Origin of the sequence: Candidatus Pelagibacter sp. HIMB1483 (assembly GCF_052048135.1) — a bacterium.
In the GTDB taxonomy this organism is placed as follows: Bacteria; Pseudomonadota; Alphaproteobacteria; order Pelagibacterales; family Pelagibacteraceae; genus Pelagibacter.
On record NZ_JBNAIM010000002.1, the window covers coordinates 100,914 to 126,091 of the forward strand.

Genomic DNA, 25,178 nt, shown 5'->3' on the forward strand with positions numbered 1-25,178 from the left:
ATTTTATGCTGGCTTGTTCATAGAATTAAAAAACTCAGCATTATTTTTTGTATCTTTTAATTTAGAATTAATAAATTCAATTGCATCCATTGTTCCCATTGGGGCTATTATTCTCCTTAAAACGTTCATCTTTTGCAAATCATTTTTGTCAAATAACAATTCTTCTCTTCTTGTGCCCGATTTCGTAATATCGATTGCTGGATAGATTCTTTTATCTGCTATTTTTCTATCAAGAACTGTTTCACTATTACCAGTCCCCTTAAACTCCTCAAAAATTACTTCATCCATTCTACTACCAGTATCAATCAAAGCTGTTGAAATAATTGTTAATGAACCACCTTCTTCGATATTTCTTGCAGCACCAAAAAATCTTTTTGGTCTTTGCAATGCGTTGGCATCAACACCACCTGTTAAAACTTTTCCTGAACTAGGTATAACGGCATTATAAGCTCTACCTAATCTTGTTATTGAATCTAGTAAAATTACAACATCTTTTTTGTGTTCTGTTAATCTTTTTGCTTTTTCTATAACCATTTCAGCAACAGCAACGTGTCGTTGGGCAGGTTCATCAAAAGTTGAACTTATAACTTCACCTTTTACAGTTCTTTGCATATCTGTTACTTCCTCTGGTCTTTCATCAATTAACAAAACTATCAAATAACATTCTGGATAATTTTTTGCTATTGAGTTTGCTATGCTTTGTAAAATCATTGTTTTACCGGCTTTAGGAGGTGAAATAATAATAGATCTTTGACCTTTGCCAATTGGACTAACAAGGTCTATCAAGCGAGGTGTTAAGTCTTGTTTTTTATCTGGTTTTGTTTGTTCTACCTCCATGACAAGTTGTTTATCTGGGTATAGAGGCGTTAAGTTATCAAAAGCAATTTTATGTCTAGATTTTTCTGGTTCTTCAAAATTAATTTTACTTACTTGCAGCAAAGCAAAATATCTCTCACCTTCTTTTGGGGCTCTAACTGGACCTTCAACAGTGTCGCCAGTTCTTAAACCAAACTTTCTGATTTGACTTGGACTGACATAAATATCGTCTGGACCAGGTAAATAATTGGACTCCATAGCTCTCAAGAAACCAAAACCATCCTGAAGTAATTGCAAAACTCCAGCACCAGTTATTTCCTCTTTTTCTGCTACTTTTTTTAAAATTGCAAAAAGGATTTCTTGTTTTCTTAAAGTACTAGCATTCTCTATACCAAGCTCTTCTGCTTGAGTGATAAGCTGTTCAGACGATTTAAGTTTTAATTCTTGTATGTTCATGATTTTAAATTATTAAGGACTTAATAATGGTTGTAATATATATGCTGTTTAAAAATATTCAACCCTAGATTGGCTTAAAAATTGCCAAAAATACAACTATTATCAAAATTATTGTGGGAATTTCATTAATAATTCTAAAAAATTTTGCAGATCTTGTGTTTGTAGAATTTTTTAGAGCAGTAAGGCATCTGCCCAAATAATCATTATATGCTGACAAGAAAATAACTAGAACAATTTTTATTTGCATCCATAATTGAGAAAAAATTTCTATTCCATTGAGATAAATTAATATTAATCCAAAAATCCAGGTAAGCAACATAGCTGGTCGCATAATGTAAAAGAATAATCTTTTTTCCATCACCTCAAACACATCCGTAACTACTTTTTTATCTTTGCTTTCAACATGATAAACAAAAATTCTGGGAAGGTATAAAAGACCAGCCATCCAAGAAACGAGTGCAATTAAATGTAAACTTTTGAATAACAAATAACTATTCATAACTTGAACATGGACATTTTTTAAATTGATTTGGACATTGTGTCTTTGGAGGAAAAAGCTTTCCATTCAAATCATAATCTTGTTTATTAATAATTAAATTTGACATTGCTTTTATATAATTTTTATTTGTCCCAAGTGCTGGCACTCTTGAATAATTTTTACACCCATTTTTATCAGCTAATTCTTTATATTCTATATCTAGCTCGACTAAAGTTTCAGAATGTTCTGATACAAAAGCAATTGGAACTAAAACTATATGTTTTCCTAATTTTGAATTTTCAACAATGATGTCCTCAGTAGAAGGACCAATCCATTTTAAAGGTCCAACTCGACTTTGATAGCTTAGTATCCAATCTAAATTTTGAATATTTAAAGACTTAACTATTTTATAAACAGATTGTTCGACTTGCCATTGATATGGATCTCCTTTTTTAATATTTTTTTCAGGCAACCCATGTGCAGAAAAAATTAATTTAAAATTTTCTATATTTGAAATTTTTTTTGTTATTTCATCTATGTGTGCTTGAACAAAATTGTCATCAGTTGGATAACAACAAATAGTGCTTGTTTTAACATTAAAATTGTTTTTTTTACAAATGTCATTCCATTCTTTAATTGATGAACCTGAGGTTGCTGCTGAATATTGAGGATAAAGCGGCATTAAAATTACTTCTTTAGGATTGTAATTGATTACTTCCTTAATAACATTTTCTGCTCTTGGGTGCCAACATCTCATAACTATAAAACATTTATAATCTGATGAATTATCATCTTGATTTAATCTTAACTCCAAAGAAGAAGACTGCTCTTTAGTAAGTTTTAAGATGGGTGATGAGCCTCCTAATTCCTCATATATTTTTTTTGCTGTTGGAGCTCTTCTGTTAGCAATTAATTTGGCTAAAGGATATCTAAAAAAACTTGGCAAATTTAAAATTGCAGGATCATTAAATAAATTGAACAAAAAAGGCTCTACGTTTTCTAATTTATCTGGACCCCCTAAATTAAATAAAATTACAGCTTTTTTCATTTAAACTCTTTTACTATTTTAACTAAATATTCTACCATTTCTGGATTGGTTTCAGGCAATATCCCATGCCCAAGATTAAAAATATAGGGATGATCTTTAAAAATTTGTAAATATTTTGTCGCCTCTTTTTTTAATGTTTCTTTATTTGTTAATAAAATTTTAGGATCTAAACCACCCTGGACAGGAATTTTTATATTGTTGATAATTTCTTTGGGATTTGCATTATAATCAATACTAATAGCGTCAGGTTTAACGATTTCACAAAACTCTTTATAATTTTTTATTTCTCTTGGGAAGCATATAACTGGAGTATTTAAAGATTTTATATAGTTAACTAAATTTAAAGTAGGATTATAAATGTAATTTGGTAAATCTTTTTCATCCAAAAGGCCTGCCCAACTATCAAAAATTTGAATAATATCTGCACCATTATTAATTTGATTTTTTATATGAATCTTTAAAAATTTTTCAATAACTAATAGAATCTCATTAATTAAAAAATCATCTTTAAAAAAATTATCTTTTAATTTTTTTTTAGGTGATTGTTGATTGATCATATAGACTAATAGCGTCCACGGAGCTCCAACAAATCCTATTGTGCTTTTACTCTTAGTAAGTTTGTGGTTACTGACAATATTGATTGCTTTATAAACAGGTAAAATTTTTTTAGTAAAATCAATTTCATTTATTTTTGAAATTTCATTTAAATTTAATTCACCTAATATTGGACCAAAATCTTTTTTAAACTCTACTTTTTGATTTAATCCATACGGCAACATCAAAATATCAGAGAATATTATTGCTGCATCTAAATCAAATCTTTTAAGTGGTTGTAAAGTAATTTCTGATGATAAATCTTTATTGAGACACAAATTAATAAAATTTGGGTTTTGTTTTCTTATTTCTTTAAATTCAGGTAAATATCTTCCCGCTTGTCTCATAATCCATATAGGATTTAAATCTGTATTTTTATCTAAAATAACTCTTTTGATGTCTGACATATTAATAATTTAATATAATTAATTGTATTTGTAGTATAACTAGTGAGTAATGGGGATTAATTTTTATACACATTTTATAAAGCTTTTGTTAACGTTTAGAGTGTAAAATTAATTAAATATATAAGTAAAATTGAAGCTAATTATAATATATCCACAATTCATGCAAAAACTTTATACAGTTGTTTAATAATGTTAATAAAAGCTATGTTTTACAACAAAATTTTTAATAATAAAAAAAATGTTATTAATAGAATGGGTTAAACAATTTTATCAACATTTTATACATGAGTAATACTTATCAAATTTATTTAATATCTGATTCTACGGGGGAAACCTTGGATAGGATTTTTACTGCTATTAAAGCTCAATTTACCAATATAGATTATAAAATACACACTTATTCTTTTACAAGAACCGAGAATCAAATTAGTAAAATAATTTCTGAGGCACAAAAAAACTCTAGCTCTATAATTTTGTACTCCATAGTGGATAGTAATCTTGCTAAACATCTGGCCAAAGTAAGTGATGAAAAAAAAATTCCATGTTTCGGTATATTAGGTGATTTAATTTTAAGTTTTTCGAAACTTTTAAATCAAAAAGCTTCACATCAACCAAGTGGTCAATATGAATTAAATGATGAATATTATAAGAGAATAGAAGCAATCCAATTTACAATGAACCATGATGATGGCAATCTTGTTAAAGAAATTAAAAAGTCAGATATAATATTGTTGGGTGTAAGCAGAACAAGTAAAACACCAACATCAATTTATTTAGCAAACAAAGGCTTTAAAACATCAAACATTCCATTAGTAAATGAAAACTCTATACCAAAAATTTTGAAGGAAAATCCAAAAATATCATGCGTAATAGGACTAAGTACTGAGGCAGAAAGATTGGCTGAGATAAGAAAAAATAGAATGAACACATTAAAAGAAACAGAGAATAATTCATATGTTGATATTGATAAGATAAGAAAAGAAGTAGAGGATGCAAAAAATACTTTTAGAAAATATAAATGGCCTTTAATAGACGTTACTAGAAAGTCGGTAGAGGAAACTGCGGCTTCAGTAATTAAAATATACGAAATATATAAACAAAATGGTTGAAATAATTCTCGCATCTCAAAGTAAGGTTAGAAAGGACATATTAGACAAATATGATATTCCAAACACAATTCAACCATCTAATGTAGATGAAGATGTTATAAAAGAAAGTCTATTAAAAGAAAAAGCTTCACCAGAAATTATATCAAAAAATCTTTCTGAACTTAAATCATGTAAAGTCAGCCAAAAAAAAATTGATAAACTAGTTTTAGGTGCAGATAGTGTGATTGATTTGGATGGTGAATTAATTTCTAAGCCCAAAAGTAGAGAAGAGGCTTTTGAAATTTTAAAAAAATTAAATGGAAAAAAACACAATCTAGTGAGTTCAGTTTGTATTTCGAAAAATGGTACAAGAATTTGGGAATTTACAGATAAAGCAACACTTACTATGAAAAAATTTGATGATAATGATTTAAAAAAATATTTGTCAAAAATATCAGATGAAGCATTATATTCATATAATGTTTATCAAATAGAAGGAGAGGGAAGACATTTGTTTTCAAATATTGATGGTGATGAAGATACAATAATGGGTCTTCCTATAAAAAAGATAAAGGAATACTTAAGCAATTACTAATGAATAAAACTTATTTGGAATGAAAAAATATCTTGTAATTGGAAATCCAATAGAACATTCTTTGTCCCCATTACTGCATAATTATTGGATAAAAAAAAACAATATATTTGCAGAGTACGATAAGAAAAAATTAAATACTTCTGATCTTAAAAGTTTAGTAGATCAAATAAGAGAAAAAAAACTCAATGGTGTTAATGTTACAGTACCATTTAAAAAAGAAATAATTTCATATTTAGATAAACTTAGTCCAGAGGCAGAAAGTACTCAATCAGTTAACACAATTTATTTAGATGAAGACACTATTATTGGGCATAATACAGATATAGCAGGGTTTGAACATTCTTTAAAGGATACAAACTTTAATGTTAAAGGAAAAAAAGTTTTCATACTTGGTGCTGGTGGAGTAGTTCCATCAATTATTTTTGCTCTTAAAAAAATGGAAGTCAATGATATTACATTGAGCAATAGAACTAGAAAAAAAGCAGAAAACGTTAAAGAATTGTTTAAAAACATAAAAGTTGTGGATTGGGGAAACCTACCTGATTTTGATATGATAATTAATGCTACAAGTTTAGGTTTAAATTTTAGTGATAAAATTGAATTAGATTTTTCAAAATTAGAAAAAAACAAGTTTTTCTTTGACATTATTTATAATCCACCGGAAACAAATTTTCTTAAGAATGCCAAAAAATCAGGAAATCTTACTGCTAATGGAAAAAAAATGTTTATCTACCAAGCTTATGAGGCTTTTAAGTTGTGGCATGGAGTTAAGCCAGTAATAAATGAAGAAATATATAAGCTGTTGGACAAATGATTAGGATTGGTATTTTAGGAGATATAGGTTCTGGCAAAAGTTATGTAGCTAAAAATTTTGGCTATCCTGTTTTTAACGCAGATTCAGAAGTATCAAAATTATATAAAACGAATAAAAAAATATTTAATAAATTAAAAAAACAATTACCAAAATTTATTACTTCATTTCCTATTAATAAAAAAGAAATTGTTAGCGCTATTTTAAAAAATAAAATTAACCTAAAAAAAATAATAAAAATTATCCATTTAGAAATTAGAAAAGAATTAAAAATTTTTTTGAGGAAAAATAAAAAAAAGAAAATAATTATTTTAGATATTCCGTTATTGTTAGAAAATAAGATTAATAAAAAAAGTGATATTTTAATATTTATTCAAGCAAAAAAAAATGACATAAATCGGAGACTAAAAAAAAGGAATAACTTTAATCGTGATTTGGTAAAGAGGTTTAAAAAAATTCAACTTCCACTAGACTACAAAAAGAAAAGGTCAAGATTTGTTATAAAAAATAATTTTACAAATAAATCCATAAAAAAAGATATAAAATATATTTTAAAAAAAATTCAATAAATGAAAGAAATTATTTTAGATACAGAAACAACAGGATTATCGGCCAAAGATGGTCATAGAATTGTGGAAATAGGTTGTATAGAGTTAGAAAACTTAATACCTACAAAAAACAATTTTCATTGTTACCTAAACCCTGAGAGAAAAGTTTCTGAAAAAGCTCTAGAGGTTCATGGTTATACAGATGAATTTTTATCAGATAAAAAAAAATTCAAAGAAATAGTTGATGAATTTTTAAGTTTTATAAAAAACAAGAGATTGATTATTCATAATGCAGAGTTTGATATATCTCATTTGAATAATGAGTTGAAAATAGCAGGAAAGGATTCTATCAAAAATGAAGTTGTCGATACATTAATTTTGGCTAGAGATAAATTTCCTGGGTCTTCTATTAGTTTAGATGCACTTTGTAAAAAATATAGAATCGATAATTCTCAAAGAACTAACCATACAGCTTTAATTGATTGTCAATTATTATCAAAAGTTTATATTAATTTGCTAGATCAAAAAGAACCAAGTTTAAATTTCGAAGAAGAAAATTTAAATAATGAACAAATAAAAAATCAAAAAAATGTTTTATATTTTAAAAAAATTATAAAACCTAATGAACAGGAAAAACTAAAACATGAAAAATATCTTAAAGATTTTTTGAAAAAAAATTTTTTTTAATTAAATTTCTTGTTATACAGTTCCTCAAAATCAACCTTTTTCTCAAATTTAATATTTGGGTACCCCGAGGTATGTAAAAGATTTAATAATGCTTTTTCAATTTCTGGATATACTTCTTTTTGAACATCACATAAAATTATTTTTTGTAAAATATTTTTATCTTTAATTTGGTCATCTAATTTGATTACCGTTGTAAAAGTCATTTCAAAATGAGCTTTTTTTTTGCTTTCGGTATTATCGTGAAATTTAATCATTGTATTAATTTCTACTATCTGTGTTTTTAAAGGTTTTGAGTTAATTTCAATATTTAACTGATATTTAGATATTAAATCTTTTGCATATATGTATGTTTCAACATCAGGTGTTTCCCCAGATATATCTTTTATAAATTTAGTCATTATTTTATAATTTTCGCTCATCATCCTCCTCTAAATCTTCAAATTCACCTTCTATATATGGTTTTTTTATTTTTGTATCATCATTAAATTTTTTTGAAAACTTCTTAAAAAGAATTTTTCTTGTAATAGGAAATATTAAAATAAATCCCAAAATATCTGTTAAAAATCCTGGTACAATTAAAAGCACTGCAGCAAATGCAATCGCTGCACCCGATATTATTTCAAAAGCAGGAGTTTCATTTTTTATCAACTGAGAAAATCCAGATCTAAGAGTGTTTAAACCTTCGTATCTGGCATATATTATGCCTATAATTGCAGTTATAAATATTAGGAAAATTGTATTTAAAGCTCCTATTTCTCCGCCAATCTTTATAAATAGATAAATCTCAACAATCGGTACCAAGATAATAGTAATTAATACTGAGTTCATTTGTCTTTAATCTAATTGCTAGTTGAAATTAATCAACATAGTAATTAAATTATTACTATGAATTATAGTTTCGAATATATAGACATCATTCTATTAGCCATGATTGCTGGATTTATTTTCTTAAGATTAAGAGGAATTCTTGGCAAAAGGACTGGTTTTGAAGGAAAAACATCACCACAATTTGAAAATGTTTTGAACAAAGTCCATCAAGAAAATAAAATTAATAAAAAAGATAATTTTGATAAAGAAGCACAGAGTGATTTTTTGAAAGGTGCTAAAATTGCTTATGAAACTATAATTACAGATTTCAGCGATAACGATAATAAGCTTATTGCAAGCAAACCTCTACTTAGCAAAAAAATTTATGAAGAATTTAATAAAGCATTAAAAGAAAGAAATGATAGAGGTCATTTTGCTGAGATAACTTTTATTGGCATTAAGTCAGCAGATATAAAAGAGCATAAAAAAATTGATAAAGTCTTACAAGTGACAGTAGATTTTGTAAGTGAAATAATAACTTGTATAAGAGATAAAGAAAAAAAAATTATATCAGGAAGTCCAGATAAAATAAAAACTATATATGATACTTGGACATTTTCGAGAGATATGAGATCACCTAACCCAAATTGGTTATTAGTTAATACTCTTAACTAAGTGAATAATAAAATTTCAAATAAAGATAAAAAGGACTGGGAAAATTTTTTATCCAATAAAGATCATTTACCTGACAAGGATAATATTCAAAATAATAAAAAAGTTAAAAAAAAAAAATCTTTAGATCTTCATGGCTATAGTTTAGATAATGCTAATAAGGTACTCGAGGATTTCATTAAGAAGTCTTATGAAGAAAAAATTTTCAAATTAATAATTGTTACCGGCAAAGGTCTTCACTCAGATAATGAAAAAAATCCATATGTTTCAAAAGATCTTAGTATTTTGAAATATTCAATACCAGAGTTTGTTAAAAATAATTCAGAACTCATGAAAATTATTTCTGATATTAAAGAGGCAAGTATAGAGGATGGGGGTAGTGGAGCTTTTTATATTTATTTGAAAAAAAAATAATTTATTTATTTTTGGTAATTCTCAAATATAATAACTTTAGTTATGATAATTTGGCTAGCATCATATCCTAAGAGTGGAGATGAGATCATAAGAACATTATTATCCACATATGTATTTTCACAAGATGGTTCTTATAATCCTGAATTACTAAATAATATTAAACAGTTTCCTGACAATGAACTATTCAAGCAATTAGGAGTGGACATAAACAATGAAGAAACAATGTATAGAAATTATATTAAAGCACAAAAATTATATTCCGATGGAAACGCTATTAGATTTTTAAAAACACATAGTTGTTTTGTAAGTAGAAAAGATTTTCAATTCACTGACAAACATAACACTCTTGGAGTAATTTATATTGTTAGAGATCCTATAAGTATATTGTCTTCTTTGACCAATGATTTTAAGCAATCTGATCAACAATCATCAGAAATTATTTTGACTCATCAATATCTAGGAAAAGATTCCTCAAATCATTGCACAACTTATCTAGGTTCTTGGAAATATCATTATAATTCATGGAAAACTTTTGATAAATTTAACAGGTATTGTCTAATTAAATATGAAGACATAATTTATGACACTGAAAAAGTTTTTATAGAAATTTTAAAATTTATTTCTCGTATGGGTAAAGTTAACTTTACTCTAGAGAAAGATAAATTTCAAAACACATTAAAAACCTGTGATTTAAATAAAATAAATGGGCTTGAACTACAGAAAAATCTTAGTCCAAGCAAAGAAATTAAGCATAATTTAGAAAAAGAACTTCAAAATGAGATGAGAGAACTTAATTATCTAAAATGATTTTATAGTATAAATTTTGACAAATCAGTATCTTTAACAAGAGTATCTAAATTTTTATTTATATATTCTTTATTTATTATAATTTTTTCTCCAGATCTATCAGTTGCTGTAAAACTAATTTCATCCAAAATTTTTTCAATAATAGTGTGCAATCTTCTAGCACCAATATTTTCTACGGTGGTATTTACTTCGGAAGCGATTTTTGCGATTGTATCAATTCCATCTTCAGAAAATTCTAAATCAACATTTTCAGTTTTTAATAAAGCTATATATTGTTTAATTAAACTAAAATCTGGTTCTTTCAAAATTCTCTTAAAATCATCACTAGTTAAAGCCTCTAATTCGACTCTGATTGGAAGTCTACCTTGAAGCTCAGGTAATAAGTCCGATGGTTTTGCAAGCTGGAAGGCTCCTGAGGCAATGAATAAAATATGGTCAGTTTTAATAGACCCATACTTTGTGTTTACTGTCGTTCCTTCAATTAAAGGTAATAAATCTCTTTGAACACCTTCTCTTGAAACATCTCCTCCAACTCTGTCAGTTCTTCCTGAAATTTTATCAATTTCATCTAAAAAAACTATTCCATTATTTTCAGTAGAAATTTTAGCGGCTTTAATAATCTTATCTTGTTCAATTAATTTATCTGACTCATCATTAATTAAAATCTCATGAGACTCTTTAACAGTCATTTTTTTCTTTTTTTCTTTGCCGCCCATAGATTTGCCTAACATTTCCCCAATATTAATCATGCCTACATTGGCACCAGGCATTCCTGGAATTTCAAAAGAGGTGCTATTACCACCACTATCACTTACTGCAATCTCTATTTCGTTGTCATCTAGATCACCATCTCTAAGTCTTTTTCTAAAACTTTCTCTTGTTGCTAAACTTGCTTTTTTTCCAACTAATGCATCTAAAACTTTTTCTTCAGCCATTTTTTGTGCTTTAGCGAAAACTTCTTTCCTTTTCTTCACTTTTTCCATTGAAATAGCAATCTCAACTAAATCCCTTACTATTTGTTCGACATCTCTTCCTACATAACCAACTTCAGTAAACCTTGTGGCTTCAACTTTTACAAATGGTGCTTCTGCTAGTTTCGATAGCCTTCTGGATATTTCTGTTTTACCAACACCAGTCGGTCCAATCATTAGAATGTTTTTTGGCAAAACTTCATTTTTCATTTCACCTTTTAAAGCTTGTCTTCTCCATCTATTTCTAAGGGCAACAGCTACAGCTCTTTTTGCTTTGTTTTGGCCTACTACAAAACGATCTAGTTCAGATACAATTTCTCTTGGAGATAAAGAACTAACTAAAGTTTCATTTTCTTTAGAATTTTTTTCTTTAGGAACTAGAGGTGTAACGTTAGATTTTTCCATTAAATTTTTTCAATTTTGATATTATTGTTTGTAAAAACACAAATTTCAGATGCAACTTCAATTGCTTTTTTTGCAACTTCTTCAGCACTCATATCTGTATTCATTAAAACTTTTCCTGCCGCTAAAGCATAGTTTCCACCAGATCCAATTCCAATAACATCTCCCTCAGGCTCTAAAACATCACCTGTACCAGAAATAATGTAACTATTATCTTTGTCACCAATAGCCATTAATGCTTCAAGTCTTCTTAAATATTTATCTGTTCTCCAATCTTTTGCTAATTCAACAGCCGCTCTCGATAAATTTCCAGCATGTTTTTCTATTTTAGCTTCTAATCTTTCAAACAAAGTTAATGCATCTGCAGTAGATCCTGCAAAACCAGCCACAACATCCCTTTTATCAATTTTTCTAACTTTTGAAGCAGTGCTTTTAACCACTGTATTTCCCATACTTACTTGGCCATCACCTGCAACTACTACTTCGTTGTTTTTTCTCACTAGCACAATTGTTGTCATAGCTTATAAATGGATATTAAATTTAATAGTTCAAGGCTAGGTTTAGTATTATTGCCATATTTGGATAATATATGTATACCTCTTTTAAATTATGAAGCGTAAAGGTAAAATTAGTCGAAAAACAAAAGAGACCAGTATAAGTGTTGATCTCAATATTGATGGTAAGGGAAAGTATAAGATTAATACTGGAATAGGATTCCTTAATCATATGCTTGAACAGTTATCAAAGCATTCATCAATTGATATGAGTATTAAAGCCAAAGGAGATACTCATATTGATCTCCACCACACTACGGAAGATACAGGTATAGCAATCGGTGAGGCTTTGAAAAAGGCACTAAAAAATTCTGTTGGCATTAGAAGATATGCACATGCGATGATACCAATGGATGAAACTTTATCTCGAGTTGCTATTGATATTTCGAATAGACCTTATTTAATTTGGAAAGTAAAATTAAAAGTCGAAAAGCTTGGTGAGATGGATACGGAATTATTCAAAGAATGGTTTCAAGCTTTTTCTCAAGCAGCAGGAATCACTTTGCATGTAGAAAATATTTATGGTGATAATAGTCACCATATCATTGAGTCTTGTTTTAAAGGATTAGCAAGATCATTAAGAGCTGCACTAGAAATAGACCCTAGGAATAGTAAATCAATTCCATCTACTAAAGGTTCATTATAAAATTAATGAAAGTTACTATTGTTGATTATAACTCGGGCAATATAAGCTCGGTGATAAACTCTTTTAAAGAAGTTGCTCAAGATAAAGTAAATATTGAAGTTACTTCAGACTTAAATAAGATTAAATCAAGTGATAAAGTGGTTTTACCAGGGCAGGGCTCATTTAAAAGCTGTGTAGATGCTTTAAACAAAATTAAAGGCCTTACAGATACACTTAACGAATTTGCAATCACAAATAAAAAACCTCTTCTTGGGATTTGTGTTGGCTTACAAATGTTTGCTGATTTTGGATATGAAGAAACTGAAAGAAAAGGTTTAGGTTGGATTCCAGGTAAAGTATCAAAAATAGATAATCAAAATGGAAAATTTAAACTTCCTCACGTTGGTTGGAATCAAATTAATATTGTAAAAGAAAGTAAAATTTTTCAAAATATAGAAAATAACTCTCACATGTATTTTGTACATAGTTATGAATTTATACCAAATGATAAAAATGTAATTTCAGCAACAACTGATTATTCATCAAATATTGTTTGTTCTGTTGAAAAAGAAAATATTTTTGGAACTCAATTTCACCCTGAAAAGAGTGATAAGATTGGTCTAAAAATAATTAATAATTTTATAAATTTGTAAATGAAAATATTTCCAGCAATTGATATTAAAGATAAAAAGTGTGTGAGGTTAGTTAAAGGAGATTTTGATAATAAAACTGAGTATAAAATGTCTCCAGTTAAGCAAGCAGGAAAATACAAAGAGCATGGATTTAAAAATTTACATATAGTTGATTTAGATGGTGCTTTAACTGGTGAAACAGTTAATCAAGATATCATTAAAGACATAATTGCTAAATTTGATCTTAGGGTTGAGATAGGTGGTGGTATTAGAAATCTTGATAATATTCAAAAATATATAGACGCTGGTGTAGATAAAGTAATTTTAGGAAGTGCTGCTATAAAAGATAAAAATTTTTTAAAAGAAGCATGTGAAAAATTTCCAAATAAGATTGCTTTAGGTTTAGATGCTAAAGATGGGTATTTGTCAGTATCTGGATGGAAAGAAAGTTCTAATCAATTAACTTTAGACTACTTAAAAGAGGTTAACGATTACGGTGTTAGCAGATTGATTTATACAGATATTAATCGTGATGGTATGAAACAAAGTCCAAATTTTGATGAAACATTAAAAGTTGCTGAATTATCAAATTGCCCTGTAGTTATATCTGGTGGAGTTTCATCTATAGATGATATTAAACAAGCAAAGAATTTAAAAAATATTGAAGGTATAATAGTTGGTAAAGCCATCTATGATGGTGATATTAAATTAGAAGAATTAGTAAAAGAAGATGCTTAAAAATAGAATAATCCCTTGTCTAGATGTTCAAAATGGACGTGTTGTAAAAGGTATAAATTTTGTTGATCTAAAAGATGCAGGTGATCCTGTAGAACAAGCCAAAATCTACAGTGATGGTGGAGCAGATGAAATTTGTTTTTTAGATATTACAGCTTCTAATGAAAATAGAGATATAATTTATAATGTTGTAGAAAAAACTTCGAAGAAATGTTTTGTTCCTTTAACAGTAGGTGGTGGAATTAGAAGTGTAGAAGATATTAATAAACTACTTAACTGCGGTGCTGACAAAGTTTCTATAAATACAGCTGCAGTCGAAAATTCAAAAGTAGTTCTAGAAAGTTCAAAAAAGTTTGGATCTCAGTGTATTGTTGTTGCAATAGATGCCAAAAAGAATGGAGATAAATGGGAAGTATTCACTCATGGGGGAAGAAACAACAGTGGGATTAATGCTTTGGATTATGCAAAACAAATGGAAGAAAATGGTGCAGGAGAATTATTAGTAACCTCTATGGATAGAGATGGTACGCAAGTTGGTTATGATATTAATTTGATGTCTAAAATTTCATCTAAAGTAAATATACCAGTGATAGCATCGGGTGGAGTTGGGAATCTAGATCATTTGGTAGATGGAATTAAATTAGGAAAAGCAAGTGCTGTTCTAGCTGCATCCATATTTCATTACGGAAAACATTCAGTAAAAGAAGCAAAGGAATATTTGGACTCAAAAGGAATACCTGTTAGAATTTGATATGCTAAGTGCTCTAGAAAATTTATTCAATCTTGCGAGAGAACGAAAAAAATCTCCTATAGATGGGTCCTATACAAACAAATTATTAAGTGACAAGTCTTTAAGTAAAAAAAAAGTACTAGAAGAAATTAATGAACTTATCGAGGCTGTAGAAAATAATTCAAACAAAATTCATGAAGCTGCTGACGTTTTTTATCACTTAATAATGTATTTAGAGTCAAATGATGTAAGAATAGAAGATGTTATGAATGAACTAAACAAAAGAAAAAAATGAGTTACGACGATAATAATATTTTTGCAAAAATTTTAAGAGGAGAAATTCCTTGTAAAAAAATTTATGAGGATGATTTTGTATTATCATTTCATGATATTAATCCCCAAAAAAAGATCCATGCCCTTGTTATACCAAAAGGAAAATATATCGATCTTGACGACTTTAGTTTAAATGCATCATCTGATGAAATGGTGGGTCTATTAAAAGGAATAAATATTGTTGCTAAAAAACTTAGGATTTCAGTAGATACAGGAAAAGGTTATAGAGCTCTAGCTAATATCAGTGAACATGGAGGCCAAGAGGTACCTCATTTACACTTTCATTTATTTGGAGGTGAAAGAGTTGGTAAAATGGTTGAGTGAGCAAAAAAGTTCAAAGAAATTATTTAGAAATAAATTTTTTAGAAGATTTAAAAGAGAAGTCTAATTTTTCAGAAAACTATTCTATTAATCTTGTAGATCCTGTTGATTTTCAATTGAATAAATTTTTTTACAAAAATATTGGAAAAAAACATCATTGGGTAGATAGGTTGGTTTGGACTGAAAAACAATGGATTGATTATGTATCTAATAAAAATGTAAAAACATATGTTCTAAAAAATGCAGATGATTTTGTAGGTTATTTTGAACTGAATTTACATCCAGAGAAAAATGAGGTTGAGATAGCGTATCTGGGTTTATTGGAGGAATATCAAAATAAAAATTTGGGCTCATATTTACTATCAAAAGCTATTAGAAATTCATTTTTATATAAAGCAAAAAGAGTTTGGGTGCACACTTGTTCACTAGATCATAAAAATGCATTAAATAATTATATTGCTAGGGGCATGAGGATTTTTAAAACTGAAACTATATTTTTATAATTAATTTTGTTTAGGTAGTACAAATAATTCTTTTTCTAATTTTTGATTTCTTTTTATAGAAGAGAGATAAGTAATGCTGATATTTTGGTATAAATCAATAGTTTGCCAGCCAATTAAGTTGAAAGTCTTTTTGTCGAAAAATAAATTAATTTCATTTTCATTTTCAATAAATTTATAGTTGATAAAGTTTTCGCCAACATTTCTTTCGTTTAAACTTTTAATTTTATTTAGTAAGAAATCTTTATTTAGAATAGAATTTAAAGGTGTTTTTTCTAATGGATATAAATAGTAGCTACTTAAAGTCTTAATAACTAAAGATTTTCCATTAGAAACCAGGATTTTTTGATTACTAAGATCATATTTACAATAAATTTTTTTTGGATACTCAATAGTGCAATTACCATTTTCAACTTTACCATTTATATTTTGTTCAAATTGGAATGATATATTTTCAATGTTCTTAAATTTATTTATTATATTCTCTTTAATTGAGGCTGAGGCATTGTTAATTAAACAAGTAAAAATAATAATTACAAAAATTTTTTTACTATAATACATCTCTTTTTCCAACATGATTTGCTTTACTAACAATACCATCAGCTTCCATCATATCGATAATTCTTGCAGCTCTATTGTATCCGATTTGAAGTTTTCTTTGCAAAAAAGAGGTTGATGCTTTTCCCTCAGATTTTATTATTTCTACTGCGGTTTGATATAATTCATCTTTATCACCTTGATTTTTTGAGGACTCATTCATTTCTTTTTCATCTGCAAAATTTAAAATTTCATCAACATAATCTGGCTCAGCTTGAGATCTTAAAAAATTATTAATTTTTTCAATTTCACTATCGGATACAAAAGGTGCATGTATTCTTATTATTCTGTTGGCAGAGGACATATATAACATATCTCCTTTACCTAATAATTGTTCTGCACCTTGTTCGCCTAAGATTGTCCTACTATCTATCTTTGATGTTACTTGAAAAGATATTCTAGTTGGGAAATTTGCTTTGATTGTGCCTGTAATTACATCGACACTTGGACGTTGAGTAGCCATAATTATATGAATTCCAGCTGCTCTAGCCATTTGAGATAATTTTTGAATATAATTCTCTATTTCTTTTCCAGCAACTAACATTAAATCAGACATTTCATCAACAACTACAACTATGTAAGGCATAGGAAGTTTGTGCTTTGAATTGTAGCCATCTATGTTTCTAACTCCTTCTTTGGTCATTAACCGATATCTACTTTCCATTTCCTTTACAACCCAACCTAAAACAGATGCAGCTTTTTTGGCTTCAGTGATAACTGGGCATAATAAATGTGGAATTCCTTCGTAAGTAGAAAGTTCTAACATTTTAGGATCAATCAGAATAAATTTACACCGCTCAGGTGAATGTTTGTAGAGTAGAGATAATATTATAGTATTAATACATACGGATTTACCAGAACCAGTAGTACCAGCTATAAGTAAATGAGGCATAGATGATAAATCACCGATTAATGGTGTACCAGAAATACTTTTTCCTAGAGCTATTGGTAATTTGATATCCTTTTTTTTAAAATCTATGTGATTAATTATTTCACTTAAATAAACATTCTCTCTTTGAATATTTGGAAGCTCTATTCCTATAGTATTACTCCCTGGTATTGTTGCAATACGTGCAGATTCGGAACTTGTATTTCTAGCAATATCATCAGAAAGATTAATTATTTTTGAAACTTTAATGCCAGCCGCTGGTTCAAACTCATTTAAAGTAACAACAGGCCCATTACTAACTTTTTTAATTTTTCCATCTACACCAAAGTCTAAAAGAATTTTTTCAAGAAATTCTGGATCACTATTTTCATTTTTTTCTGAATTGTCTCTTTCTTTTTTTGTTGGAATCTTTAAAAGATCGACAGTAGGTAGGGAAAATTTGGTTTTGTTAGTTGATCTATTACTTTCTGCTTTAATAAATGGTAGATCCTCTTGAATTAAATCCTTTATCTCATCTTGAGGAATGAACTCATTTATAATTTCATTTTTATTCGTATAATTTTTAATATCCTTTTTAAAGAAAATTAGATTTAATTTTTTTAAACTTAGATAAAAATTCTTTAAGTTGAAACTTATACTTAATAAGAAAAAAAATAGTGCTGCTAATATAAGAAAATAGTAGAAAAAATTTGGTTGGGTTTCAATTATATTGCTTATAAATGTTTTGTTCAAATAATTACCAACAAAACCTCCACTTCCATTTATATAAAATTCAAAACTTTCTGTATAATAAAAATTAAAAAATAAAGATCCTATGGAAGAATAAATTATGATTAGAAAAAAATTTTCTATAAAAAGTAAAATTTCTTTTTTTTTACAAATATTTAATCCTGTGAAAATAAAAGTAAAAGGAATTAAATAAGCAATAATACCAATAGATTGAAAAATTAAATCTGATGTGAAACTGCCTTGAAATCCTAATATATTTTTGATTTCTGTATTTTCTGGAAAAATAAAATTTGGATCTTCAGGAGAATACGAGATTAAAGCAATAATTAACAAAATACCTAATAAAAAAATACAAATACCAAATAATTCAATTAATCTTTTGATAATAAAAGCCAATGCTGTATTTGATAGTTTTTTTATATCCATATTAGATGAATCAAATTTAACACTTTGTATCATCTAATTTTTGTTGTTAAAATTAAAAAAATATTATGAAACTTGGTATATTAGGAAATGGATTAACAAGCTTAAGTTTAGCCAAATCTTTGGTTAATAAAGGAATATTTGTTGATATTTTTTTGGATCAAAAAAATTTAGATTTTAATAAAAAAAGAACGATAGGTTTATCAAAAAAAAATATTGATTTTTTCAATCGTGAAATTCTAAATATTGAAAAATTTTTATGGAACATAAATAAAATAGAAATTTATTCTGAAAATTTAAAGGGTGAAAAAATCCTTAATTTTGAAAATGATAATTATGACCTTTTTTCAATGATTAAAAATTTTCAATTACAAAAAGAGTTACTTTCAAAACTTACAATTAACAAATTTTGTAATTTTAAAAAAAAAAAAAATTATGAAAATTTAAATTTAAAAGAATATAGTTTAATTATTAATTGCGATAGTAGAAATCAAATAACAAAAAAATTTTTTTATAAAAATTTGATTAAAAAATATAATAGTTTTGCACACACTACAATTATTAAACATAAAAAAATAAAAAATAATGTTGCCTGTCAAATATTTACTCGAAAAGGCCCCTTGGCTTTCTTACCTCTATCAGAAACAGAGACTTCTATTGTATATTCAGTTAAAGGTGAAAAAAATATTGATTTAAAAAAATTATTTGAAAAATATAATTTTAAATATGAATCAGTTTTATTTGAAAAACCAGCATCATTTGAGTTAAAATCAACTAACCTAAGATCTTATTATCACAACAATATTTTAGCATTTGGAGATTTGTTGCATCGAATACATCCACTCGCAGGACAAGGTTTTAATATGACTATAAGGGATATTAATATTTTGTGTGAATTAATAAATTGTAGAATAGATAATGGATTAGAATTAGATAAATCAATTTGTATTGATTTTGAAAAAAAAACTAAACATAAAAATTATCTTTTTTCTCGCGGAATAGATTATGTTTATGAATTTTTTAATCTTGAAAGTAAGATGGACAATAATATTTTAAGCAAATCAATTCAGGTAATTGGAAAAAACAAATTTTTAAACAAATCATTTGAAAAAATAGCTAATAACGGATTAGATTTTTGACACTACTGAATTGTAGTATTATTGTAGTTATCAAATGAATAAGTTGTTAGAATTTGTGAAATTCTGTTTTTTCTTAATTCTAGGTTTTTAGCTTCTAATAGAATTTGTTTTTCTTCAAGTGTAAATGGAGATGCCATAGCCAAGGCATTTATTGTTTCATTTAAACTCTGTTTTTCTAGTCCTTTCCAATTAATAATAAAACCTCGTTTTTCAAAAAGAGTTTTTAAATCTTTAAAAATTAATTTTAAATCTGAAAATTGGATATTGTCATTCTGTGTATTTAAATCTTCATAAAAATTTTTAAATTCTATCTTGCACTCTCTATATTTTTTGGCTGATTTTATTTCATTTACTATTTCAAATCTAATTATACCCTGTAATTCAATCAAAAATTGACCATTTTGACTTTCTTTAAAACTGGTTATTTTTCCCATACAACCAACATCATATAACTGAGGAATAGATTGATCATTTTTTGAATTTCTTGGCTGTATCATTCCTATGAGTTTATTATTACTCATACTATCGTTAATCATATCAATATATCTTGGCTCAAAAATATTTAAGGGTACTGTAGTTTTAGGAAAAATTATAAAATTGCTTAAAGGAAAAATTGATAATATTTGAGGTAGTTCTTCTTTTTTCATCATAAAAACATACCATATTTAATATTACTTGAATTAAAAAAAACGACACACTATATTAAATTTTTTTGCGGGCATAGCTCAGTGGTAGAGCGTCTCGTTGCCAACGAGAAGGTCGAGGGTTCGACCCCCTTTGCCCGCTCCAAAAAAACATAAAGATAATTTTATATGTCAGAGCTTTCAGAAAAAAAATGTATTCCATGCGAGGGTGGTGTTTTGCCATTTGATATTTCAGAAATTCATAAATATCAAAAAAAAGTTGATGGCTGGGATATAGTGAATGATAAAAAGAATATATATTTTTTGGAAAAAAAATTTACATTTAAAAATTTTTTAGAAAGTCAGAAATTTATTAATGAAGTAGGAAAAATATCTGAAGAAGAAGGTCATCATCCAGATATTACATTTGGCTGGGGTTATGCTAAAATAAATATTACAACTCATGCAATAGAAGGGTTGTCAGAAAATGATTTTATATTGGCAGCCAAAATCGATAAGATTTAGTGTCTAAAGTGTCTAGTTTTAGAAAAAATTAGGACTGTGTCGGTTAAATTAGCAAATTTAATAATTTCTTTATCTCTTATAGATCCACTTGGTTGAATAATTGCTGAAACACCAGATTGAACTAATTTCTCCACACCATCTACAAAAGGAAAAAAAGCATCAGATGCAGCAACAATCTCATGTTTGTTATTATTAAATTTATTCATTTTATCAATTGCAATCTGGCAACTGTCAACTCTGCTAGGCTGTCCAGATCCAATACCAACAGTACTTTTGTTGTTTGCAAGCACTATTGCGTTAGACTTAACATAACGACAAACATTAAAGGCAAAGATTAAATCATCAAATTGGGATTTTGTTGGTTTTTTTTTTGAAACAATTCTAAAATCTTTTTTTGAAAAAATTTTATTGTCTTCAGATTGTACTAAAATTGAGTTATTTACAGAATTGAGTTTAAGAATTTCACTAAATGAAAGATTTGAAGCATCAATAATTCTTAAATTTTTTTTTAATTTTAATTCTCGAAGAGCATCTTTGTCAAAACCATTACCAATAATAACTTCAAAAAAAATTTTATTAATTTCTTTTGCTAATTTTTTGTTAATTCTAAAATTACAAGACACAATACCACCAAAAGCGCTTATTGGATCACATGCTAAAGCAGATTTAAAGCTATCTATTTTATTTTTTAAACTTGATACTCCACAGGGATTGGCATGTTTAACTATAACTGTACCCACATTTTTTGGCAGATTTTTAGAGATAGTTAATGCTGAAAAAATATCATTATAATTATTATAGCTTAATTGTTTTCCGTGAAGTTTATTAAATGGTAAATTTTCACCCTGTGAATATAAGGCAGCTTCTTGATGAGGATTTTCGCCATAACGTAATTTTTCAATTAAATTACCATAAACAGTTTTCTTTTCGGGAAAATGATTATTAGATTTAAAATTAAGATAATTTGATATGACAGAATCGTAATAAGCCGTTTCAGCAAAAGCTATTGTAGACATTTCTTCTCTAAACTTTAATGAAGTAGCTCCATTATTTTTTTCTAATTGATTTATAAGTTCTGAATATTGATTTGTAGAAGTAATGACAGTTACGTCATTATAATTTTTTGCTGCTGCTCTAACCATTGCAGGTCCACCAATATCTATGTTTTCAATAATTTTATTTCTATTATTGGTGAATTTTATAGTATTTTCAAAAGGATAAAAATTGACAATTATTAAGTCAATATTTTCAAAGTTATTTTTTTTTAATTCTTTTAAATGAGATTTATTATTTCTCTTTACTAAAATTCCAGCATGAATCTTTGGATGTAATGTTTTAACTCTGCCATTAAGAATTTCTTTAAATCCTGTGTAATCTGAAACCTCGGTGCAATCAAATTTTAATTTTTTTATTATTTTAAATGTTCCACCAGAACTAATTAAATTGATCTTATTTTTCTTTAATATTTCCAGAAGTGGTTTTAGATTTGATTTGTCAGAAACAGAAATTAATGCTGATTTAATCTTTTTCATTATATCTTTTCAATTTTCCATTTTATATTTTCAATCTGGTTGTTAGAAATTCCAGAAATAAAAATATTTTGATTATTTGTATATGAATTTTTATTACCGAAATATAAACCATTATCAATATTTATATCAAAGTTATCACAAGTAAATTTCCAACCTTCATTCTCTAACTGAATTAAGATAGATTTGTTATCTTGTGTTTTCATCAATTTAACATCAGGCTCTACATGAAATCTGATATCAAATTTGTAATTTTTATTAATTTTTTTTATAATTTTATCTATACCTACAAAGGTTGATTGCTCAGGAAAAAATTCAATTTCTCTCTCATGTATTGTTTTATATTTTTTTTTATAACCGTCGTGTGAAGCGTTGATTTTCCAATAATTTTTTTCATAAACAGTATTTTTTTTAAATACTTTAAGTCCTTTTTTAACAAATAAAACTTTATCTATTTTATAAAATTTACAAGAGGAATTGTCATCAATTGTAAGAGTATTATGTGTTGCAGTTGATTTTGATAAATCATTCAATTTGATGTTATTTTTTTTTGAATAACCACAATTAGTAATAAGTTTTTTTCCATTAGAAACTATTTCAATTGATAATGCACCAGATTGATAATCCTTAGAAAATGTTGAAACCGGGACTGGCCCCACATCCATTGTGAGACAAATTTTTTTATTTTTTAAAATTATATACCCCCCGAAATCTTGATTTTCATTTTTGAATTTATATCCCAATCTTTTAAGGTAATTGTCAAAATTAATATTATCTGAGTTGTTGTTTCCATTATATAAAATATCGAAGTTTATATTTTGCCAAACAAAAGCATAGCCCTGTCCGAGATAATGAATAGTTTCATCAATATGTTCGGGAATTTTAATTTGGGATTCTTTGTACCACTCCCTAATTAAGATAAAATATTTTAAGTAAAGAACTAATTGTTTGACATTTCTTGATTTTGGAAAACCAAAATTATCTAAAGCTTCTTTAGATATTTTTTTTAATAAATTTGATCCATACGATAAATATTTATTCTCATTTTGATAACAAAGACCAACTAATATGATTGATGCACACCCAATTAATTTATCATCAATTAATTTTGATTTATTTATTTCATTTATTAGGTGATTTGTCTGTTTTTGAATAATTAAATTAAAGTTATTTCTGTAATCTTCATTATCATTATCATAAGTAAGATTATGGCAAGATAACCAAGCAATTATTCTTTTTGCTGTTAAGTCAAAATTCCAACTTTTTTCGTTATATTTAAAATTATGTTTGATCCAATTGTTTATAACAGATTGAGTATTTTTTCTTGACGATTTTAAATCTAAGCTAAAGAACCAATAAAAATTATTTAAACGGTTAAAATCTTTGGTAGTTATATTGTTATTATTCCAAATTTTATCCAATGCAAAATCTTCAATTCTAAATTTTTGCTTATGATATTTAATTAATGATGAAAGTAAGTGAGGACTAGGTTTATAAATTAAATTATGATTATCAATTTTAGAAATTTTTCTGTCATAAAAAGTAGAGTTAAGGTAAATTTTTCTTATATAATCAAAAAAATTAAAAAATAATCGATTTATATAAATCATGAAATTACTTTGATTTTAATAATTCAATATTTTTTTTAATATCTCCATTATTGCTTTTGAAAATTGTAGTTCCCGAAACTAAAATATTTGCTCCAGCCTCTATAGCTTCTTTAGAGTTTTCAAAATTGATACCTCCGTCTATCTCTATATCAAAATCAAACCCTTTACTTTTTTGTATTTTTTTTAAATCTTTAATTTTATTTAATACTTCTGGCATAAATTTTTGACCGCCAAATCCAGGATTAACACTCATGATTAGAACTAAATCTATTTTATCTAGGTGATCAAGTATCACTTGAATTTTGGTTTCAGGATTTAAAGAAACACCTACTTTTTTTCCTAATTTTTTTATTTTTTGAATTGATGAACTTAAATCATCAGTAGCTTCAGGATGAATTGTAATTATATCTGCGCCAGCATCTGAAAAGGCTTCGATATATTTATGAACTGGAGAAATCATTAAGTGGACATCAAAAATCATTGATGATTGTTTTTTTAATGCCTTTATTACTGGAGGACCAATAGTTAAATTTGGAACAAAATGGCCATCCATAACATCTACATGTATCATATCCGCACCAGCTTCTTCTAATCTTTTAATTTCATTACCTAGCTGACTAAAATCAGCTGATAAAATCGAGGGTGAAATTTGTATTTTTTTCATTGATAACCAGAATAACTAGTATCAATTTTTAAAATTTAATTGAATTAAAAAATTGGTAAATTTGTCTCGAAATTTCACTTTCCAATGGAAAAGATAACATCCCCATTACCGAATATCCTAAAATCCAAGGCATTAGATAAAATCTTATCATAAAGAAAAACCATGCCACGTATAAAGGCACCATAGGCCCGATTATGAAAGAAGGAGTTATTGGTTTAAATAAAGTAATCAAAGGGTTTGTAAATTTTACAAACACCCTCATAAAAAAGAATTGAGAGTCTTCTCTTTGAAAAATATTCATAGCCACTCTTCCAATTAAAGTCCACATAATCACTCCAAGAATATAATCAATTATATAAACTAAAGGATGAAAGTTAGCTGACATTTAAAATTTATATTGGAAAATTTGAGAAATTAAA

32 protein-coding genes and 1 tRNA gene are annotated in these 25,178 nt (G+C 27.0%); 18 read left to right on the forward strand and 15 right to left on the reverse strand.

The features are described from left to right. Positions 1–3: 3 nt before the first annotated feature. The 4 genes from rho to hemE form a co-directional block, all read right to left on the reverse strand. Positions 4–1,272: a transcription termination factor Rho gene (rho, locus tag ACTTAV_RS01155; RefSeq protein WP_440669643.1), complete on the reverse strand. Its 1,269-nt coding sequence runs from the start codon at positions 1,270–1,272 to the stop codon at positions 4–6. A gap of 64 nt (positions 1,273–1,336) precedes the next feature. Beyond that, complete coding sequence (hemJ, locus tag ACTTAV_RS01160) at positions 1,337–1,771, reverse strand: protoporphyrinogen oxidase HemJ (RefSeq protein ID WP_440669645.1); 435 nt, start codon at positions 1,769–1,771, stop codon at positions 1,337–1,339. Next, on the reverse strand, positions 1,764–2,798 hold the full coding sequence (gene hemH / locus ACTTAV_RS01165) for a ferrochelatase (RefSeq protein ID WP_440669646.1): 1,035 nt from the start codon (positions 2,796–2,798) through the stop codon (positions 1,764–1,766). Before hemH ends, hemJ begins: the two co-directional genes overlap by 8 nt. Further along, complete coding sequence (hemE, locus tag ACTTAV_RS01170; RefSeq protein WP_440669648.1) at positions 2,795–3,799, reverse strand: uroporphyrinogen decarboxylase; 1,005 nt, start codon at positions 3,797–3,799, stop codon at positions 2,795–2,797. The genes hemH and hemE overlap by 4 nt, the downstream gene beginning before the upstream one ends. A 284-nt stretch (positions 3,800–4,083) precedes the next feature. Here hemE and ACTTAV_RS01175 point away from each other — a divergent pair, with 284 nt between their 5' ends. Genes ACTTAV_RS01175 through dnaQ form a run of 5 tightly spaced genes read left to right on the forward strand, consistent with a single transcriptional unit; the run spans position 4,084 to position 7,528 of the window. Further along, positions 4,084–4,908, forward strand: a complete 825-nt coding sequence (locus ACTTAV_RS01175; protein ID WP_440669649.1) for a pyruvate, water dikinase regulatory protein — start codon at positions 4,084–4,086, stop codon at positions 4,906–4,908. Then, positions 4,901–5,482, forward strand: coding sequence for a nucleoside triphosphate pyrophosphatase (locus ACTTAV_RS01180; RefSeq protein WP_440669650.1), 582 nt, complete (start codon positions 4,901–4,903; stop codon positions 5,480–5,482). Before ACTTAV_RS01175 ends, ACTTAV_RS01180 begins: the two co-directional genes overlap by 8 nt. A 19-nt stretch (positions 5,483–5,501) precedes the next feature. Continuing rightward, a complete protein-coding gene (gene aroE, locus ACTTAV_RS01185) occupies positions 5,502–6,296 on the forward strand; it encodes a shikimate dehydrogenase (RefSeq protein WP_440669651.1) in 795 nt (264 codons plus the stop codon). After that, positions 6,293–6,862, forward strand: a complete 570-nt coding sequence (coaE, locus tag ACTTAV_RS01190) for a dephospho-CoA kinase (RefSeq protein ID WP_440669652.1) — start codon at positions 6,293–6,295, stop codon at positions 6,860–6,862. Before aroE ends, coaE begins: the two co-directional genes overlap by 4 nt. Beyond that, positions 6,863–7,528, forward strand: a complete 666-nt coding sequence (gene dnaQ / locus ACTTAV_RS01195) for a DNA polymerase III subunit epsilon (protein WP_440669653.1) — start codon at positions 6,863–6,865, stop codon at positions 7,526–7,528. On the opposite strand, the gene ACTTAV_RS01200 is transcribed toward dnaQ, so the two are convergent. Both ACTTAV_RS01200 and ACTTAV_RS01205 read right to left on the reverse strand, forming a co-directional pair. Continuing rightward, positions 7,525–7,947, reverse strand: coding sequence for a protein-export chaperone SecB (locus ACTTAV_RS01200; RefSeq protein WP_440669654.1), 423 nt, complete (start codon positions 7,945–7,947; stop codon positions 7,525–7,527). The two genes, dnaQ and ACTTAV_RS01200, sit on opposite strands and share 4 nt — an antisense overlap. After that, positions 7,931–8,356, reverse strand: a complete 426-nt coding sequence (locus ACTTAV_RS01205; protein ID WP_440669655.1) for an FxsA family protein — start codon at positions 8,354–8,356, stop codon at positions 7,931–7,933. Before ACTTAV_RS01205 ends, ACTTAV_RS01200 begins: the two co-directional genes overlap by 17 nt. A 57-nt stretch (positions 8,357–8,413) precedes the next feature. Here ACTTAV_RS01205 and ACTTAV_RS01210 point away from each other — a divergent pair, with 57 nt between their 5' ends. The 3 genes from ACTTAV_RS01210 to ACTTAV_RS01220 are packed head-to-tail and all read left to right on the forward strand — an operon-like array spanning position 8,414 to position 10,228. Continuing rightward, positions 8,414–9,010, forward strand: coding sequence for a Tim44/TimA family putative adaptor protein (locus tag ACTTAV_RS01210; protein WP_440669657.1), 597 nt, complete (start codon positions 8,414–8,416; stop codon positions 9,008–9,010). Then, positions 9,011–9,421 carry a Smr/MutS family protein gene (locus tag ACTTAV_RS01215; protein ID WP_440669659.1) on the forward strand — a complete coding sequence of 137 codons (411 nt, stop codon included), beginning with the start codon at positions 9,011–9,013 and terminating at the stop codon, positions 9,419–9,421. 42 nt (positions 9,422–9,463) lie between these two features. Beyond that, positions 9,464–10,228: a sulfotransferase domain-containing protein gene (locus ACTTAV_RS01220; RefSeq protein WP_440669661.1), complete on the forward strand. Its 765-nt coding sequence runs from the start codon at positions 9,464–9,466 to the stop codon at positions 10,226–10,228. Positions 10,229–10,230: 2 nt separating this feature from the next. Here the strand turns inward: ACTTAV_RS01220 and hslU are convergent, their stop codons facing one another. Next, the gene (gene hslU, locus ACTTAV_RS01225) at positions 10,231–11,604 is read right to left on the reverse strand and encodes an ATP-dependent protease ATPase subunit HslU (RefSeq protein WP_440669662.1); all 1,374 of its coding nucleotides are present in this window, start codon (positions 11,602–11,604) and stop codon (positions 10,231–10,233) included. Continuing rightward, the gene (gene hslV / locus ACTTAV_RS01230) at positions 11,604–12,119 is read right to left on the reverse strand and encodes an ATP-dependent protease subunit HslV (protein WP_440669663.1); all 516 of its coding nucleotides are present in this window, start codon (positions 12,117–12,119) and stop codon (positions 11,604–11,606) included. Before hslV ends, hslU begins: the two co-directional genes overlap by 1 nt. A gap of 91 nt (positions 12,120–12,210) precedes the next feature. Between hslV and hisB the strand changes: the two genes are divergently transcribed. The 7 genes from hisB to ACTTAV_RS01265 are packed head-to-tail and all read left to right on the forward strand — an operon-like array spanning position 12,211 to position 16,034. Further along, a complete protein-coding gene (gene hisB / locus ACTTAV_RS01235; protein WP_440669664.1) occupies positions 12,211–12,801 on the forward strand; it encodes an imidazoleglycerol-phosphate dehydratase HisB in 591 nt (196 codons plus the stop codon). A 5-nt stretch (positions 12,802–12,806) separates the two neighbouring features. Continuing rightward, on the forward strand, positions 12,807–13,433 hold the full coding sequence (hisH, locus tag ACTTAV_RS01240; RefSeq protein WP_440669666.1) for an imidazole glycerol phosphate synthase subunit HisH: 627 nt from the start codon (positions 12,807–12,809) through the stop codon (positions 13,431–13,433). Beyond that, positions 13,434–14,150 (forward strand): 1-(5-phosphoribosyl)-5-[(5-phosphoribosylamino)methylideneamino]imidazole-4-carboxamide isomerase, encoded by a 717-nt coding sequence (gene hisA / locus ACTTAV_RS01245; protein WP_440669667.1) that lies wholly within the window; start codon positions 13,434–13,436, stop codon positions 14,148–14,150. Beyond that, positions 14,143–14,898, forward strand: a complete 756-nt coding sequence (gene hisF, locus ACTTAV_RS01250) for an imidazole glycerol phosphate synthase subunit HisF (RefSeq protein ID WP_440669669.1) — start codon at positions 14,143–14,145, stop codon at positions 14,896–14,898. Before hisA ends, hisF begins: the two co-directional genes overlap by 8 nt. A 1-nt stretch (position 14,899) precedes the next feature. Further along, complete coding sequence (gene hisE / locus ACTTAV_RS01255) at positions 14,900–15,172, forward strand: phosphoribosyl-ATP diphosphatase (protein ID WP_440669670.1); 273 nt, start codon at positions 14,900–14,902, stop codon at positions 15,170–15,172. After that, the gene (locus ACTTAV_RS01260; protein ID WP_440669671.1) at positions 15,169–15,534 is read left to right on the forward strand and encodes an HIT domain-containing protein; all 366 of its coding nucleotides are present in this window, start codon (positions 15,169–15,171) and stop codon (positions 15,532–15,534) included. The genes hisE and ACTTAV_RS01260 overlap by 4 nt, the downstream gene beginning before the upstream one ends. Then, complete coding sequence (locus ACTTAV_RS01265) at positions 15,531–16,034, forward strand: GNAT family N-acetyltransferase (RefSeq protein WP_440669672.1); 504 nt, start codon at positions 15,531–15,533, stop codon at positions 16,032–16,034. The genes ACTTAV_RS01260 and ACTTAV_RS01265 overlap by 4 nt, the downstream gene beginning before the upstream one ends. Here the strand turns inward: ACTTAV_RS01265 and ACTTAV_RS01270 are convergent, their stop codons facing one another. Continuing rightward, a complete protein-coding gene (locus ACTTAV_RS01270) occupies positions 16,035–16,607 on the reverse strand; it encodes a LolA family protein (protein ID WP_440669673.1) in 573 nt (190 codons plus the stop codon). Next, complete coding sequence (locus ACTTAV_RS01275; protein WP_440671016.1) at positions 16,582–18,672, reverse strand: DNA translocase FtsK; 2,091 nt, start codon at positions 18,670–18,672, stop codon at positions 16,582–16,584. Before ACTTAV_RS01275 ends, ACTTAV_RS01270 begins: the two co-directional genes overlap by 26 nt. A 65-nt stretch (positions 18,673–18,737) precedes the next feature. Here ACTTAV_RS01275 and ACTTAV_RS01280 point away from each other — a divergent pair, with 65 nt between their 5' ends. After that, positions 18,738–19,808: a ubiquinone biosynthesis protein UbiB gene (locus tag ACTTAV_RS01280; RefSeq protein WP_440669674.1), complete on the forward strand. Its 1,071-nt coding sequence runs from the start codon at positions 18,738–18,740 to the stop codon at positions 19,806–19,808. A 2-nt stretch (positions 19,809–19,810) separates the two neighbouring features. Here ACTTAV_RS01280 and ACTTAV_RS01285 read toward each other — a convergent pair whose 3' ends face one another. Further along, entirely contained in the window at positions 19,811–20,458 is a 648-nt protein-coding gene (locus ACTTAV_RS01285; protein WP_440669676.1) for an LON peptidase substrate-binding domain-containing protein, read from the reverse strand. Positions 20,459–20,522: 64 nt separating this feature from the next. On the opposite strand from ACTTAV_RS01285, the gene ACTTAV_RS01290 reads away from it, so the two are divergent. After that, positions 20,523–20,597 (forward strand) — tRNA-Gly (locus ACTTAV_RS01290). 23 nt (positions 20,598–20,620) lie between these two features. Then, the gene (locus ACTTAV_RS01295) at positions 20,621–20,956 is read left to right on the forward strand and encodes a 4a-hydroxytetrahydrobiopterin dehydratase (protein ID WP_440669677.1); all 336 of its coding nucleotides are present in this window, start codon (positions 20,621–20,623) and stop codon (positions 20,954–20,956) included. Here ACTTAV_RS01295 and purH read toward each other — a convergent pair. From purH to ACTTAV_RS01315, 4 genes are read right to left on the reverse strand one after another with little or no spacing between them, the layout of a single operon-like run. Then, entirely contained in the window at positions 20,953–22,488 is a 1,536-nt protein-coding gene (gene purH / locus ACTTAV_RS01300; RefSeq protein WP_440669678.1) for a bifunctional phosphoribosylaminoimidazolecarboxamide formyltransferase/IMP cyclohydrolase, read from the reverse strand. The two genes, ACTTAV_RS01295 and purH, sit on opposite strands and share 4 nt — an antisense overlap. Continuing rightward, positions 22,488–24,095 carry a heparinase II/III family protein gene (locus ACTTAV_RS01305; RefSeq protein WP_440669679.1) on the reverse strand — a complete coding sequence of 536 codons (1,608 nt, stop codon included), beginning with the start codon at positions 24,093–24,095 and terminating at the stop codon, positions 22,488–22,490. The genes purH and ACTTAV_RS01305 overlap by 1 nt, the downstream gene beginning before the upstream one ends. A 4-nt stretch (positions 24,096–24,099) precedes the next feature. Continuing rightward, entirely contained in the window at positions 24,100–24,759 is a 660-nt protein-coding gene (gene rpe / locus ACTTAV_RS01310) for a ribulose-phosphate 3-epimerase (protein WP_440669680.1), read from the reverse strand. 28 nt (positions 24,760–24,787) lie between these two features. Continuing rightward, the gene (locus ACTTAV_RS01315) at positions 24,788–25,144 is read right to left on the reverse strand and encodes a hypothetical protein (protein ID WP_440669681.1); all 357 of its coding nucleotides are present in this window, start codon (positions 25,142–25,144) and stop codon (positions 24,788–24,790) included. Positions 25,145–25,178: the final 34 nt, after the last annotated feature.